This window comes from Methanobrevibacter sp. (assembly GCA_022775905.1).
GTDB lineage: Archaea > Methanobacteriota > Methanobacteria > Methanobacteriales > Methanobacteriaceae > Methanocatella.
In genome coordinates this window covers 32,031-47,510 of the sequence record JALFJX010000001.1, presented here as the reverse complement: position 1 = coordinate 47,510, position 15,480 = coordinate 32,031, and the positions used below count along the sequence as shown (strand labels likewise).

The window sequence follows — 15,480 nt, the reverse complement described above, 5'->3', positions numbered from 1 at the left end:
TATTTTGCGATTCCAATGATGGATTAGTGCTTTCCGACCCTCGTTTTGTGAAAATTTTTAAATCCTGTCAAAAGGCTCCGAAATCTTTTGATTTAAGTTTTAAAAAGGATGTTCCTTATTTTAAAATGAGTTTGGCTAGATGCCCACAATGTGGAACTCGTCATGTTGTTAAATATGGTTTTACAAAAAGAACATTGGTATTTAAAGAAATTGGTAAAACAAAAGTTAAGGTTCAGCGTTATATTTGCAAACGTTGTGATAAAACCTTTCAAACAGATTTAACAAGTCTTGTTGATAAAAATAGCAATTTTACGAATGAATTAAAAAGTGAATCAGAACATTTAATTTCAGATTATTTGGGAAGCTTAAAAAATGTTTGTAAATCATTTAAAAAAATTCTTTGGAATCACAGTTTTCACATCAAACAATTGAAAATTGGCTTTTTGTTAATGAAAACATTATTAGAATTTGATTTAGGGCGTTGCTCAGGTTATTATGTCTTTGATGTAAAATGGCTAAAAATCAACGAAGAATGGAAATATCGTCACACATTGCTTGATTCCGTATCAAATTGCATTGTAGCCGATGCAATTTACGATACTAAAGATGAAACAACTGTTGAAAAGTTTTTAAGAGAATCCACAGCAAATAAAAATAAAATTGCAATCACAACAGATTTAGATAAAAAATATACATCAATTATCCCAAAATTAGGTTTTAAACATCAATTATGTATTTTTCATACTAAAAAAAAGTTTAAACAAAAAATTAAAAAATTTTAAAGACAAAAATCGCATTTCAGACGAAGAATATCAAGAACGTCATAAACAACTGAAAATGATCAAAGATTTATTCGATTTAAATGACATTGATGAATTCAAAAATGAAGTACAATCTTTAATTTATCGTAAAAGATGATTTTTATCCAGTTATTTATAAAATAATTAGAAAATTCATTTTCCAAAGATATAAAAGCTTCATTTATCACTTAAAAGATAAGAAAATTGAAAAGACAAGTAACAAAATTGAAAATGCTTTCCAAAAAAACAATGCCAAAATCAAGGAAACGAACATTCAAGACCAAACGAGGTGTTTTAAAACGAATATATCGCAGAGATTTAATTTGGAACCAAAATCGAAAAAACGATTTTGAAAATCAACAAAGTTTTTGAAAGGGTCATTAATCTTAATCTAAAAGACTTATATATGATTTAAGATAAATTTAATATAGATTAGTTTAAATTTTGATACATTCGCAAAAATTTAATTTATTATAATGGGAATTATCAGGAAATATTGGTGATACAATGAATGAAATATTTAGAACATTTACATCAGAATCAGTAACTCAGGGACACCCTGATAAAGTTGCAGACATTATTTCTGATGCTATATTGGATGCATATATGGCTCAGGATAAAAATTCACATGTTGCATGTGAAACTTGTGTAACTACTGATTTTTGTATGGTATTTGGGGAAATAACATCTGCAGGTCATTTATCAGATGCTGAAATTAAACAAATCATAAGAGATACCATTAATGAGATTGGTTACGATAATCCTGATTTAAAATTTGATGGTCATAATTGTGAGATTGAAAACAGACTTCATGAACAATCTGCAGATATCAATCAAGGAGTAGACCGTGGGGATGAAGAAACTGGTGCAGGTGACCAAGGTATGATGTTTGGTTTTGCAACCAATGAAACAGAATCATTAATGCCGTTCCCAATTGATCTTGCTCGTAAATTAACCAATGAATTGACCAGACTTAGAGAGAGTGGCGAAATTCCTTATTTAAGGCCTGACGGTAAAGCTCAAGTATCAGTAAATTATGATAAAGACGGAAATGTAGTTTCACTTGATGCTGTGGTATTGTCAACCCAACACGATGAATCAATGTCTGAAAACCAAGAACAATTAAAAGAAGATATTCGTGAAAAACTCTTTAAGAAAGTTATTCCTCAAGAATTGATGACCGAAAATACTAAAGAACACATCAATCCAACCGGAAAATTCGAAATTGGCGGTCCTCACGGAGATGCGGGATTAACCGGTCGTAAAATCATTGTTGACACTTATGGAGGATATGCTCGCCATGGTGGAGGAGCATTTTCAGGTAAGGACTGCACTAAAGTAGATAGAAGTGCATGTTACATGGCAAGATATATTGCTAAAAATATTGTAGCAAGTGGACTTGCGGAAAAATGTGAAATCCAATTATCATATGCAATTGGAGTTGCAGAACCAACTTCAGTAATGGTAGATACATTTGGAACTGCAGCAGATATTGGTGATCTTACCTTTGAAGAAATCGTACGTGAAAATTTCAAGTTAACTCCTGACGGAATCATTGAAACCTTACGTTTAAGAGACACTATTTATAAACCAACTGCTAAATACGGTCATTTTGGTGTTGAAGAAGGTCGTCCTTGGGAAGAAACTGATAAGGTCGATGACTTGAGAAAATATATTAAAAACTAGACCTCATTGAGGTTAAGTTTTTTTTCTTTTTTTATTGCTTATTTTTAAAAATTTTTTATATTAATAATTTTTTTATATTTGTTCTATTTTTCAAAAATCTTATATTATAAGATGAATAAAAATTAATTCATAAATATTTAATTTGGATATTAGGTGTAGTAAATGACTAATTATCATGACGAAATTTTAAATTTTGAAAAAATTGCAAAAGAACATACTGAATATATGAGAAACAGTGTTAACCTCATTGCTTCTGAAAACGTTACCAGTGTAGAAGTAACTGAAGCATTAGCTACTGATTTTGCTCACAGATACGCAGAAGGACAAGCTTTCGAAAGATTCTACGAAGGATGCCAATACGTAGATTTAATCGAAGACAAAACCAAAAAACTTTCATGTAAAGTATATGACTGTGACTATGCTAATGTTCAACCAGTATCTGGTGTAACTGCAAACTTAGCAGCATTCTTTGGATTTGCTAAACCTGGTGAAAAAGTAATGGCATTGGAAGTACCTTCTGGAGGCCACATTTCTCACGCAGATGTAAGTGCAGCAGGTATCCGTGGATTAAAAACAGTATTCCACCCATTAGACAAAGATATCATGAACATTGACATCGATGCAATGAACAAAAAAATCCTCGAAGAAAAACCAGAAATCGTCTTATTCGGAGGAAGTTTATTCTTATTCCCTCACCCAGTTAAAGAAGCACGTGAAGCAGCCGATGAAGTTGGTGCAAAAATCATGTACGATGGAGCTCACGTATTAGGTTTAATTGCTGGAGGACAATTCCAACAACCTCTTAAAGAAGGAGCAGACTTAATGATGGGAAGTACCCATAAAACATTCCCTGGTCCACAAGGAGGAATTATTCTCTCACACGAAGAAAATGCAGAAATCATTGACAATGCTGTATTCCCTGGTGTAGTAAGTAACCACCACTTACACCACTTACTCGGTTTAGGTATTGCAACTGCTGAAATGTTAAAATTCGGTGAAGCTTACGCAAAACAAATCATCAAAAACGCTCAAGCATTAGGTCAAGCAATGTATGAAAGAGGATTCGATGTATTATGTGAAGAACAAGGATTTACTCAATCCCACCAAATTGCAGTAAACTTAACTAACATCAGATCAGCATCAGATATCGCACATGATTTAGCTGACAACAATGTTATCTTAAACAAAAACCTCTTACCTGGAGATAACAGAGATAACTCTGATGACCCATCCGGTATCAGAATAGGTACTCAAGAAATTACCAGAAGAGGATTAAAAGAAAAAGAAATGGATGAAGTTGCAGAATTCATCAAACGTGTTGCAGTTGATAAAGAAAACATTGCTGATGAAGTAGCTGAATTCATGAATCAATACACTAAACTTGATTATGCATTCTCTGACAGAGAAGCTTACCAATATCACAGATTATTATAGATTAAAATGAGAATAGGATTTGCTTTTACTGGAGCTGGTCATTTACTTAGAGAATCAGTACAAGTAGCTGAAAAACTTGCAAAAGATCATGAAGTTACCATATTTTTATCTGGAGCTGCAGAAGAAGTTCTTAAGATGTATGGACTTTATGAAAGAGTTGAACGCTTAACCGGTGGAAAATACCGTGAACTTGCAACTGATTCCAATCAAAAATTTTCATATCCAATTACTGGTCGTCTTTCCCTTGGAAAGTATGACTTATTAATTGTTTCACCAGCTACAGCAAATACAGTTTCAAAAATCGTTTATGGAATAGCAGATACTTTAGTAACTAATGCAGTTGCTCAATCAGGTAAAGGTGCTGTTCCGGTGTATATGGTTCCTGTAGATATTCATCCCGGCCCAATTGACACAGTTCTTCCATCCAAAATGGAATTGTCCAAATGTCAAAGCTGTGATGATTGTGTTGCTGCCCTTGCTTGTGAACAGGGCGCTATTATTCCACATGAGGAAATTGATTTAACAAAATGTATTGGTTGTGGTTTGTGTAGAAACACATGTCCGTATGATGCAATTTCTGAAGGCAAAATCATAACAATCTATATGAGAGATATTGATATCGAAAATACTCGTAAATTAGAAAGTATTGATAATATTCAAATATTTGAAAATCCGGAAGAGATCTTAGATAAAATCTAAGTTATCTCCTATTTCTAATTTTAACTTATCTTTTTTTGTTTCTAAAATAAATTTTGCTTGTTTTTTAGGTTTATAGAATTTCCAAGGTTTTAAACTTGTTTTTTCAAAAATAGTTCTGTTTTCATCTAAAAAATATATGTCAATTTCAAATCTCATAAAAAGAGTGTGGATGCTAGAATCCGTAAGATTTGTAAAAAGCAGTCCATCTTTGAAATCTTTTTTTAACATCAATCCTTTAAAGCGTTTGTAAAAAGTGTTTGCAAGTATTATTTTTATATTTTTATATTTCATCAATTAATTTTAATTTGATTGATATATTTAATCTTTTAACGAGTTTAAATCAATATTTATTTTAAAGAAATGTTTTATTTTTCATTTCACCACTAATTAAGTCTTCAAATGCAATTTTAAAAGATTCTTTTTCGAAAACTCCTGGAACAATTAATCTTTCATCATTGTAATTAATGAAATAATAGGGTGTTGTGTTTATTCCACTTGAAATGGCTTCATCTATGTCAAGATCCACTTCAATTCTCAAGGAATCTCTTTTGAGAAATTCAGATATTTCTTCTTCATCCATTTCGCAGGATGCTGCAATTTTTATCAAAACTCTGTGGTCTGAAATATTTTCATTTTTAATAAAATTAGATTCAAATATTTTTAAAATAAGCTTGTGAGTTGAATTAGGATAATTACGTTCTGCATATTTGACAAGCCTGTGAGCATCTTTCGAACTTGCAAGTTGCATATTCCTGTAATTCATATTCAATCCTTCATTACGGGCGATTTGCTCTATTTCATTGATTTCTCTTTCTGCATCTTTGATTGATAGTCCATTTCTAATTGCATATCTCTCGATTGCATTTATTGGGCTGTCAGTTAATTTTGGTTCGAGTTCGAAAGATTTCATTTCCCATTCAACATCTAAATTAAGTTCATCACATGCAGTTTGCACACGATTCAATCCAATGTAAGAATAGGGACAGTTAAAATCGCTTAAATATTGTATTATCATTTTTTATCATCTTTAGATTTTTTAGAATCTTTTTTAGCTACTTTGTATAGTTTTACAAAGTTATCTATTGTTTTAATAATTGTATTGTATTTTCTATAAAATCCCATAATATTATTTTGATTATTATTTTATATCAATTTTGACATTTTTCTATTTAATTTACCTAGAAATGCTCTTGTTTTTTAAAAAATTTGAAAATTGTAATAACCTTTATTTATAAGCTAAAACAAAAAGATATATATTATAAATTATTATTTTTGAGGAGTTACAATGCCAATACAAGAGGCAGATAAATCATACGATCATGATAAAATAGAAAAGAAAGTTCAAAAATTCTGGAAAGAAGAAGAAACTTTCAAAAAAGTTAATGAACTTAGAGAAAAAGGTCCTAAGTACTCATTTTTAGATGGACCACCTTACTGTAGTGGTAAAATCCACTTAGGTACAGCTTGGAACAAAGTTATTAAAGATTCCTACCTTAGATTCAAATCTATGAATGGATTTAGCTTAAGAAGACAAGCTGGATGGGATATGCACGGACTTCCTATTGAAAATAAAGTAGAACATTTGATGGGAATCCAAAGTAAACAAGAAATTGAAGAAACCATTGGAATTGCTGCTTTTGTAGACAAATGTAGAGAATTTGCAATTGAAAACAAAATAGCTATGGAACAGGAATTCGACCAATTGGGTGTTTGGATGGATTGGGATGACCCATACATGACCCTTGATCCTCAATATATGGAATCTTCATGGTGGACTCTTAAAAGAGCAAATGAACAAGATTTACTTGTAAACGACCAAAGAGTAATCAGTTGGTGTCCTCATTGTGGAACTGCACTTGCTGCTGCTGAAATTGAATATGAAGAAAAAGTTGACCCATCTATCTTCATTAAATTCCCTGTAAGGGGTGAAGAAAATACTTATTTCTTAGTATGGACAACTACTCCATGGACTTTACCGGCAAACATGGCTATTTGTGCAAATCCTGAATTTGATTATGTTTATGTTTCAAAAGATGGCGAAACCTACATTTTAGCTGAAAACCTAATGGAATCCGTATTAGGTAAACAAGTTAAAATCCACAAAACCAAAATCCCTGCTGAAAAAGAAGGCGAAGAAGACAAAATCATTGAAGAAAAAGAACTAATGTATGAAGTCATCAAAACAGTTAAAGGTGAAGACTTAATTGGAATGAGCTATGATTACATCTTGGCTGATGAAGTTCCAATTCATGCTGAATTCGATGAACTTGATGCTGTTCACACTGTTTTAGCTGGTGATCATGTAGAACTTGGAGAAGGTACTGGATTAGTACATACTGCACCAGGTCACGGTCCTGACGATTTTGAAGTAGGTCAAGCTAATAACATTCCTATTTTCTGTCCAGTTGGTGAAGACGGATGCTTTACCGAAGAAGCAGGAAAATACGATACTAAATTTACAAAAGATGAAAATACTCAAATCATCAAAGATTTAGAAGACAAAGGCCTAATGTACAGATCAGAAACTATTGAACACAGATATGGTGTATGTTGGAGATGTAAAACTCCTATCATCTACCGTGCTACCAAACAATGGTTCTTAAAAGTAACTGACATTAAACAAAAGATGTTAGATGAAATTGACCGTGTTGAATGGGTACCTAAATGGGCTGGAGAAGGAAGGTTCCATGATTGGGTAGACAATGCACGTGACTGGACAATTTCAAGACAAAGATACTGGGGTATTCCAATTCCTATTTGGGAATGTCCTGACTGTGGCGAATTAAAAGTTATTGGTTCTCTCAGTGAATTAAAAGAAGAATCCTTAAATGAAATCAATGTTTCCGATGCTGAACTTATCCACAGACCATACGTAGATGAAGTTGAAGTAAAATGTGACAAATGTGGAAAAGCTATCAAAAGAATCCCTGATGTATTAGATGTATGGATTGACTCCGGAGTAGCTGGTTGGGCTTCATTATACTATCCTGAAGAAAAAGAAAAATTCGAAGAATGGTATCCATATGACTTTATTACTGAAGGACACGACCAAACCAGAGGATGGTTCTACTCACAATTAGGTACTGGAGTAATTTCTATGGGTAGAATTCCTTATCAAAAAGTTTTAATGCACGGATTTGTATTAGATGAACATGGAAACAAAATGTCAAAATCATTAGGTAACGTAGTAGCTCCAGAAGAAGTAATTGAAAAATACGGAGCAGATGTTTTAAGATTCTACTTATTATGGGCTTCAAAACCATGGGATGACCTCAAATTTGTATGGGATGAACTTTTAAACATCAATAAAATGTTCAACATATTATGGAACGTTTATGTTTTCTCAACTACTTACATGTCATTAGATAACTTCAATCCGGTAGGACTCACTGAAGATGACATGATCTTAAGAGCAGAAGATAAATGGATTATCTCCAAAGCAAATACCTTAGTTAAAGAAGTAGCTGAAGATTTGGATAAATTATTCTTCCACAAAGCAACAAGAAAAATCAACAACTTCATTTTAGAAGATTTAAGCCGTTGGTATGTAAGACTTATTCGTGGAAGGACTTGGGTTGAAAGCGATGACCCAGATAAATTGGGTGCTTATTACAGTTTATACACTGCACTTGTGAAATTAATCTCTGTATTATGTCCGATTGCTCCTCATGTATCTGAAGAAATCTATGAAAACCTTGTAAAAGGAGTAAATCCGGATGCACTTGAAAGTATTCACATGAATGACTGGGGATACGATGAAGATGCAATTGATGAAGAACTCGAAGCAAAAATGGATGTTGTCCGTAATGTAATTGATGCATCTATTAGAGCTCGTGATATTGCACAATACAAACTCAGATGGCCTGTTTCAGACATCACAGTTGTATCACAAGATGAAGATGCCTTAAAAGCTATTGAAGAGTTAACTGACATTATTAAAGATCAATCAAATACAAAAGATGTACTTTGTGCTAGTGAATTTGAAAAATTATCCTTCAATGCTAAACCTAACCTCAAAACCTTAGGTCCAAGACTTAAAGGAGACATGGGTAAAGTAATGAAAGCATTAAAAGAAGGTGACGGTAATCAAATCAAAGCAGACCTTGAAGCAAATGGAAGCATTACAGTAGAAGGTCACGAATTATCACAAGATGATGTATTGTTTGACTCAGAACTTCCGGACGATTTTGTTTCATCAGAATTTGAAGGTGGAAATGTATTTGTAAATACCAATGTCACTTTAGAAATTAAACAGGAAGCTATGGCTCGTGAATTAATCAGAAGAATTCAAGATATGAGAAAAGATTTAGATTTGGATGTTGAAGCAAACATCAACGTTGATGTTGAAACTTCAGAAGAGTTTAAAGAATTAATCGTACCACAATCAGAAGTTATTTCTCACGAAGTTAGAGCTAAAAGTTTAATCATATGCACTAGTGAAGAATGTAGTAAAGATTCTAAAGATTATACCAAAGAATGGGATATCGAAGGAGAAAAAGTAATTATTTCAATTAAAAATTAAGGTGTTAACATGACTTTAGCTGATTCTGAAATTGAATATATTGAAGGAATCCTTGGCAGGGAAATGAATGAGTTAGAAGAAGGTATGCTTGATGTAATGTTCTCAGAACATTGTTCTTACAAAAGTAGTAGACCATTCTTAAGAGCTTTCCCAAATGAAGGAAAAAACATTATCTTAGGACCGGGAGACGATGCAGGACTTGTATCTATCACTGATAAATATGCATTAGCTGTAGGGATGGAATCTCACAACCACCCATCAGCTATTGAACCTTACGGAGGAGCAGGTACTGGAATTGGTGGAATTTTAAGAGATATCATATCTATGGGCGCAATGCCTATTGCACTTTTAGATTCACTTAGATTTGGACCATTGGAAGATGAAAAGTCCAGATACTTGTTTGAACACGTTGTTAAAGGAATCTCCGACTATGGAAACCGTGTCGGTATCCCAACCGTTGCAGGTGAAATCGAATTTGATGAATCTTTCAGAACAAACCCACTTGTAAATGTAATGTGTGTTGGACTCGTTGAAAAAGATAAAATTGTTCGTGCACAAGCACCTAACATTGGTGATGTATTCCTTTTAATGGGTGGAACTACTGGTCGTGACGGTATTCACGGAGTAACCTTTGCATCAGAAGAATTAACTTCCGACTCAGAAACCGAAGACAGACCTGCAGTACAAGTGGCTGATCCATTTACCAAAAAAAGGGTATTGGAAGCATCATTAGAAATCTTGGAAAAAATCAATGTTAGTGGTGTAAAAGATTTAGGTGGTGGAGGTCTTACCTGTTGTATCTCTGAACTTGTTGACTCCTCAAGCAACGGTGCATTAGTAGATTTACGTGCAATCCCACTCAGAGAAACTGGAATGACTCCATATGAAATCATGCTTTCCGAATCACAAGAAAGAATGGTATTTGTTATCAATCCTGATGATGTGGAACTTGCATGCCAAATCTGTGACAAACACGAAATTTCCTCATCTGTCATTGGGGAAGTAATTGAAGGAAACAACATGGTCATTTCCGATGATGGAGATGAAATTGCTAACTTACCAACTATCCTTTTAGCAGACCCACCTTCAATTGACAGACCGATTGCAGAAATTCCTGCAGATACAGAAGAAATTGATGTTAAAGATCCTCCAATCTTTAAATCAGTTCCAGCATTATTGTCCAGCCCTAACATTGCTTCAAAAGAGTGGGTTTACAAACAATATGACCATGAAGTTCAAGTCAGAACTGTTGTAAAACCTGGTGACGATGCTGCAGTATTAAGAATTGATGAAAACACTGCAATTGCACTTACTACTGATTCAAACACAATTCACACTAAATTGTCTCCATTTGATGGAGCAGCAGGATGTGTTGCTGAAGCTATCAGAAACGTAATTTCAATGGGTGCGACTCCGTATGCTGTTGTAGACTGTCTTAACTTTGGAAATCCTGAAACTCCAGAAATCTTATGGCAATTCAAAACAGCTATTGAAGGAATGAGTGCAGTAGCTGAAAAATTCGATGCACCAGTTATCAGTGGAAATGTAAGTTTCTATAATGAAACTGAAGGAATTAAAATCAATCCAACTCCTGCTGTGGGTGTAATTGGTGTGGAAGACATTGAAAACATCAGAACCTTAGACTTCAAAAACGAAGGCGATAAAATCATCTTAATAGGTAAAACCTATGATGAATTGGCTGGTTCTGAATATCACAGAGCTATTCACAACATCGAAAAAGGAATTGCTCCAAAAATCAGAATTGATGAAGAGTTTGCTAACGGTAAAACTGTTTTAGATTTAATAAGTAACGATAAAGACAAAAACATTACTGCAGTTCACGATGTATCTGCTGGTGGACTTGTAGTAGCTTTATCCGAAATGGTTATTAAATCAGGACTCGGAGCTAAAGTGGAATTGAAAGATGATGAATTAGATAAAATCCAATTAATGTTCTCTGAAAGTCATGCTAGATACATATTGACTGTAAAAGCTGATGCAGTTGATGATATATTATCACAAATCGACGTTGAAGCAAAAGTAATTGGTGAAGTCGAAGGTACTTCCTTATTCATCAATAGTCATGAATTCAAATTTGAAGATTTAGATGATGCATATCATGGTGTCATTGAACAGTTCATGGCTTAGATAACTCTGGGGGAGTTTAAACATGTTTTTATCTAAATTGGAATCTTTAAAAAATGCTATTAAATTAGTTGCTGATAATCAAAAATACACAGAAACTGAAGAAATCTCTATACAAGAGGCTCATAAAAGAGTTCTCGCAGAAGACATCATGGCATTTCATGATTCACCTCCATTCGACAAATCTGCAATGGATGGTTTCGCAGTAATTGCAGAAAATACTTTTGGAGCATCCCAATCTGCTCCTAAAGAATTTAAAGTAGTTGATGCAATCGGTGCGGGGGATTTTTCAGATAAAACTGTTGGGGAAAACGAAGCTATTGTCATAGCAACTGGAGCTCCAATTCCTAATGGAGCTAATGCTGTTTTAATGAAGGAGTACACAACTACTGAAGGGGATGATTTAACAATCTATTCCCAAGTAACTCCTGGTGAAAATATAAGTCCAAAATCCGAAGATATTGAAAAAGGTCAGAAAGTATTAAGCAAAAATACATTCATCAGATATCAGGAAATGGGATTAATTGCTTCAGCAGGCTATGATACAGTAAAAGTATTCAAAAAACCTAGAGTTAAAATTATTATCACAGGTAATGAGTTAGTTGAACCTACCAAAGAGGAAATTGATAAAGCTAAAATTATCAATTCAAATCAGTTCACTACAAAAGCAATGGTTGAGGATTCTGGTGCTATTGCAGAAATTACTCATGCTGGAGATACTTTTGATGAAGTAAGGGAAGCTATTTTGGAAGCTTCTAAAGAGTATGATGTAATTATCACCACTGGTGGAACAGCAATCAGTAAAGGTGATGTCGTTTTAGATGCAGTTGAAGATCTTGGAGAAATATTATTCCATGGTGTTGCTGTAAGACCTGGAAAACCTGTTGGTGCAGGTATTGTTAATGATAAAATGGTGTTTACACTTTCAGGACAACCTGTTGCATCAATGAGTCAATTTGATATGGTTGCAAGAAAATACTTATTTGAAATGCAAGGCAGGTCATTTGATTTTCATATTCAAAAAAGAGTATCTGAACTTAAAATACCTTCTCAACTTGGAAGAACTGATTTCATACGTGCAGTTGCAGATGATGAACATGCAAAACATGTGTTGAATAGAGGTTCTGGTATTATTAGGTCAATGGTTGAGGCGAACAGCTATATCATCATTGACGAAAATGATGAAGGATACCAAAAGGAAGATATAGTTGACGTAGTCTTCTTCGATTCATTACTTTGGTAAGCCAAAGGTGCATTTAATGAATGGTATTTATTATTTGATAGCTTTTGTTATCATCTGGATATTGGTCGCAATATTTATGAGAAATTATCAAATCATGGAGTTGGGTTGAACTTTCCAATTATAATGTGGAAAACTCAAAGGCTCCGTTGACTGATATCCAAAATTTCTAATTTTTCACCAACATTCTGGAAATGGTACATGAATGTTGGTATTGTTGTAGCATTTGGAGCTATGATTTTTGTTACATGGTCAATCATATCGACTATACCGTCAGTTTTTGATACACCTTCTGTGTCAATTTTGATTCCTGGTGTGGATATGCCGGGATCTTCAATTTATGTTCCATTTATTTCTGGTTTGATTGCACTTGCAACAGTTGTCATAATACATGAATTTTCTCATGGTATTCAATCTGTCTGTGAAAAGATTCCAATTAAGTCAATTGGCCTTTTATTGTTTTTCATTCTTCCGGGGGCATTTGTTGAGCCTGATGAGGAAAGTTTGAAAAGTTCTAAAAAATCATCAAGATTAAGAGTATGCGGCAGGTTCTGTTGCAAATATTACTTTGGCTATTGTTGCACTTGTTTTAGTGTCTTTAATATCTGTAGGAATTCCACACTATTTTGCAGAGGATGGAATTGCTATTGACAGAGTTGTTTCCGATTCTCCTTCAGATGGAATATTAAAAGATGGAATGATTTTGGAATCTATTGATAATCAAAAAATTAATGATTCAGAGTCTTATGTCAATATTGTAAAATCTTTCAAACCTGGAGATAATGTAACGGTTCAAACAGATCAGTGCAGTTATTCTGTAGTGTTGAGTGAAAATCCAAATAACGATTCTGTAGGTTTCTTTGGAATTCAAGCATCTAAACATTACGTACTATTAAATGATAGTTTAGGACCAATACCATGGGTTTTATTTGAGCTTATTGAATTATTTAATTGGGTCTTCATCTTAAACCTTGGAATTGGACTGTTTAATCTACACTCAAACCATTGGACGGTGGACACATGCTTGAGATATTGTTGACATATAAATTCCAGGAAAAATTAATAAAACAGTTTGTCAATGCTTTATCAGCAGTAATGGCAATGATTGTTATATTTACAATAATTGCTAATTTTTTATAAAACAAGATTAATAATATGATTAGAATGAGTTTAAGAGAGGTAATCTCTATTAACTCGATATTTTTTTTAAAAAAAATAAAAAGGGAAAGAATTATAAAATTCTTTCGTGTTTAGAAATATCTAGCTAAGATTCCTTCTAAGATTTTGTAGTGACGACCTTCGTCTTTGGAACTTTCTCTGAAGAAATCAGCAGCAGTTTCGATACCTGCTTCTTGAGCTTTTTCGGAAGCTTCTCTTTTTTCTGCGTTAGCCATTTTTTCTCCACCCATCATCCATTCGATGTTTTCTTTGAGGGTGTCTTTGATGATTCCGTTCATTTCACAGAATCTTGCAGCGTGTTCAGCTTCTTCCCATGCTAATCTTTTGAATACTTCAGCTAATTCTCCGTAACCTTCTCTGGAAGCTTGTCTGGACATTGCTAAGTAGATACCTACTTCGTTGGTTTCTCCTTCAAAGTTTCCTGCAACAAATTTTTCTACAGGGGTTCCTTTGGTAATTCCAATTTTGTGTTCGTATTTAACCATTAAAAATCACCTTATAATTCTTTACATGCTTTAGCTAATTTTACACCTAAGTCAAAGCTTGCGGTGTCTTCTTCAGCAGTTGGTACAAAGTAGATTTCTTGGGTGTCTACAACATCGAATCCGCAGTTACCTAATTCTTCAGCGAGTTTTGCAGGAGCTCCTCCTCTTCCACCCATGGAACCGAAGGTAACAGCTTTTCTTTCAATACCAGTTCTGTTAAATAAGAGTCCTTTTAAGTAGTACATGATGTCCCCAATACTTGGGTATGGTACATCGTTGATGGTAGGATCACCGATAGCTACTCCTTTACTGGTTAAAATACTTTTTACGATTTCAGATCTTTCATCTTCGTGTAAGAAGAAGATTTCTACATCGTATCCTTCAGAGATAGCACCTTCTGCAATTTCGTGAGCCATTTGTTGGGTAGAGTAATGCATAGTGTCGTAAACAATAGTGATTTTATCTTCACATACACCGGTAGCCCAGTTTTGGTAAGCTCCGATAACTTGCATTGGGTCAGTCCAGATTTGACCGTGGGATGGTGCAATCATTTTAATGGAATCGAGTAAACCTAATTCAACAACTTCGTTTAATTTTTTGAGTACTAATTTGGAAAGTGGAGTGATTAAGTTTGCGTAGAATTTTTGTGCTGCATCCATTAATACGTTTTCTGGAATGTCATCAGAGAATCTTTTGGTGAAACATAAGTGTTGACCAAATGCATCGTTAGGGAATAAAATTCCAGTTTCATCAGCGAGTAAGGTGAACATACTGTCCGGCCAGTGTAATAAGAATGCATCTAAGAATGCTAAGGTTCTTCCACCGACATCTAAAGAGTCACCGGTTCCTACGGTGATGAATTCTGCACCTTCAAGTGCAGGGTAGTGTTTTAAAAGTCCTTTAACTGCAATTTCGGTACAGTAAATAGGTGCTTCTGGGAATCTTTTGTGTAAGTCTACTAAAACTCCGGAGTGGTCTTTTTCAACGTGGTTTTGAATGATGTAGTCAACTTTGACATCTCTTCCTTCTTGTGCGAAAGCGTCGTCGATACGTGCCATCATTTCTTTGGTTTTTCCAGGATATGCGTTATCGATAATTGCTACTTCATCTTCACCAAATACGATGTATGCATTGTAAGTGGTTCCGTCTAAAGTGTATCCGTGGTAAGTTCTTAAGTCCCAGTCGAGTACACCGATCCAGTATACTCCTTCTGCTATTTTTTGAGCATTAGCTTTCATTTTTATAAATCTCCTATTTAAGTAGTATATCCATAATTTCATTACGGATGTT

Annotated in this window: 13 protein-coding genes; 9 read left to right on the top strand and 4 right to left on the bottom strand. The window is 34.0% G+C overall.

Annotated features, from left to right (window positions below; translation table 11 throughout):
- The 4 genes from MR875_00235 to MR875_00220 all read left to right on the top strand — a co-directional run.
- On the top strand, nt 1-782 hold a 782-nt coding region (locus MR875_00235; GenBank protein MCI6993281.1), incomplete at its 5' end, for a hypothetical protein.
- Between the two features lie 525 nt (nt 783-1,307).
- Nucleotides 1,308-2,486 carry a methionine adenosyltransferase gene (gene metK / locus MR875_00230; GenBank protein MCI6993280.1) on the top strand — a complete coding sequence of 393 codons (1,179 nt, stop codon included), beginning with the start codon at nt 1,308-1,310 and terminating at the stop codon, nt 2,484-2,486.
- 162 nt (nt 2,487-2,648) lie between these two features.
- Entirely contained in the window at nt 2,649-3,920 is a 1,272-nt protein-coding gene (locus tag MR875_00225; protein ID MCI6993279.1) for a serine hydroxymethyltransferase, read from the top strand.
- Between the two features lie 6 nt (nt 3,921-3,926).
- Nucleotides 3,927-4,619 (top strand): dihydromethanopterin reductase (acceptor), encoded by a 693-nt coding sequence (locus MR875_00220; GenBank protein ID MCI6993278.1) that lies wholly within the window; start codon nt 3,927-3,929, stop codon nt 4,617-4,619.
- On the opposite strand, the gene MR875_00215 is transcribed toward MR875_00220, so the two are convergent.
- The gene (locus tag MR875_00215; GenBank protein ID MCI6993277.1) at nt 4,605-4,910 is read right to left on the bottom strand and encodes a DUF192 domain-containing protein; all 306 of its coding nucleotides are present in this window, start codon (nt 4,908-4,910) and stop codon (nt 4,605-4,607) included. The two genes, MR875_00220 and MR875_00215, sit on opposite strands and share 15 nt — an antisense overlap.
- A gap of 61 nt (nt 4,911-4,971) precedes the next feature.
- Nucleotides 4,972-5,634, bottom strand: a complete 663-nt coding sequence (locus MR875_00210; protein MCI6993276.1) for a DsbA family protein — start codon at nt 5,632-5,634, stop codon at nt 4,972-4,974.
- A gap of 270 nt (nt 5,635-5,904) precedes the next feature.
- Here MR875_00210 and ileS point away from each other — a divergent pair, with 270 nt between their 5' ends.
- From ileS to MR875_00185, 5 genes are all read left to right on the top strand, one after another.
- A complete protein-coding gene (ileS, locus tag MR875_00205) occupies nt 5,905-9,141 on the top strand; it encodes an isoleucine--tRNA ligase (protein MCI6993275.1) in 3,237 nt (1,078 codons plus the stop codon).
- Nucleotides 9,142-9,150: 9 nt separating this feature from the next.
- Nucleotides 9,151-11,289, top strand: a complete 2,139-nt coding sequence (gene purL / locus MR875_00200) for a phosphoribosylformylglycinamidine synthase subunit PurL (GenBank protein MCI6993274.1) — start codon at nt 9,151-9,153, stop codon at nt 11,287-11,289.
- A gap of 22 nt (nt 11,290-11,311) precedes the next feature.
- Nucleotides 11,312-12,529, top strand: a complete 1,218-nt coding sequence (locus MR875_00195; protein ID MCI6993273.1) for a molybdopterin molybdotransferase MoeA — start codon at nt 11,312-11,314, stop codon at nt 12,527-12,529.
- A 198-nt stretch (nt 12,530-12,727) separates the two neighbouring features.
- Complete coding sequence (locus tag MR875_00190) at nt 12,728-13,177, top strand: hypothetical protein (GenBank protein MCI6993272.1); 450 nt, start codon at nt 12,728-12,730, stop codon at nt 13,175-13,177.
- The gene (locus tag MR875_00185) at nt 13,095-13,565 is read left to right on the top strand and encodes a hypothetical protein (GenBank protein MCI6993271.1); all 471 of its coding nucleotides are present in this window, start codon (nt 13,095-13,097) and stop codon (nt 13,563-13,565) included. The genes MR875_00190 and MR875_00185 overlap by 83 nt, the downstream gene beginning before the upstream one ends.
- A gap of 211 nt (nt 13,566-13,776) precedes the next feature.
- On the opposite strand, the gene MR875_00180 is transcribed toward MR875_00185, so the two are convergent.
- Nucleotides 13,777-14,190 carry a rubrerythrin family protein gene (locus MR875_00180; GenBank protein MCI6993270.1) on the bottom strand — a complete coding sequence of 138 codons (414 nt, stop codon included), beginning with the start codon at nt 14,188-14,190 and terminating at the stop codon, nt 13,777-13,779.
- Nucleotides 14,191-14,201: 11 nt separating this feature from the next.
- On the bottom strand, nt 14,202-15,428 hold the full coding sequence (locus MR875_00175) for an FprA family A-type flavoprotein (protein MCI6993269.1): 1,227 nt from the start codon (nt 15,426-15,428) through the stop codon (nt 14,202-14,204).
- Nucleotides 15,429-15,480: the final 52 nt, after the last annotated feature.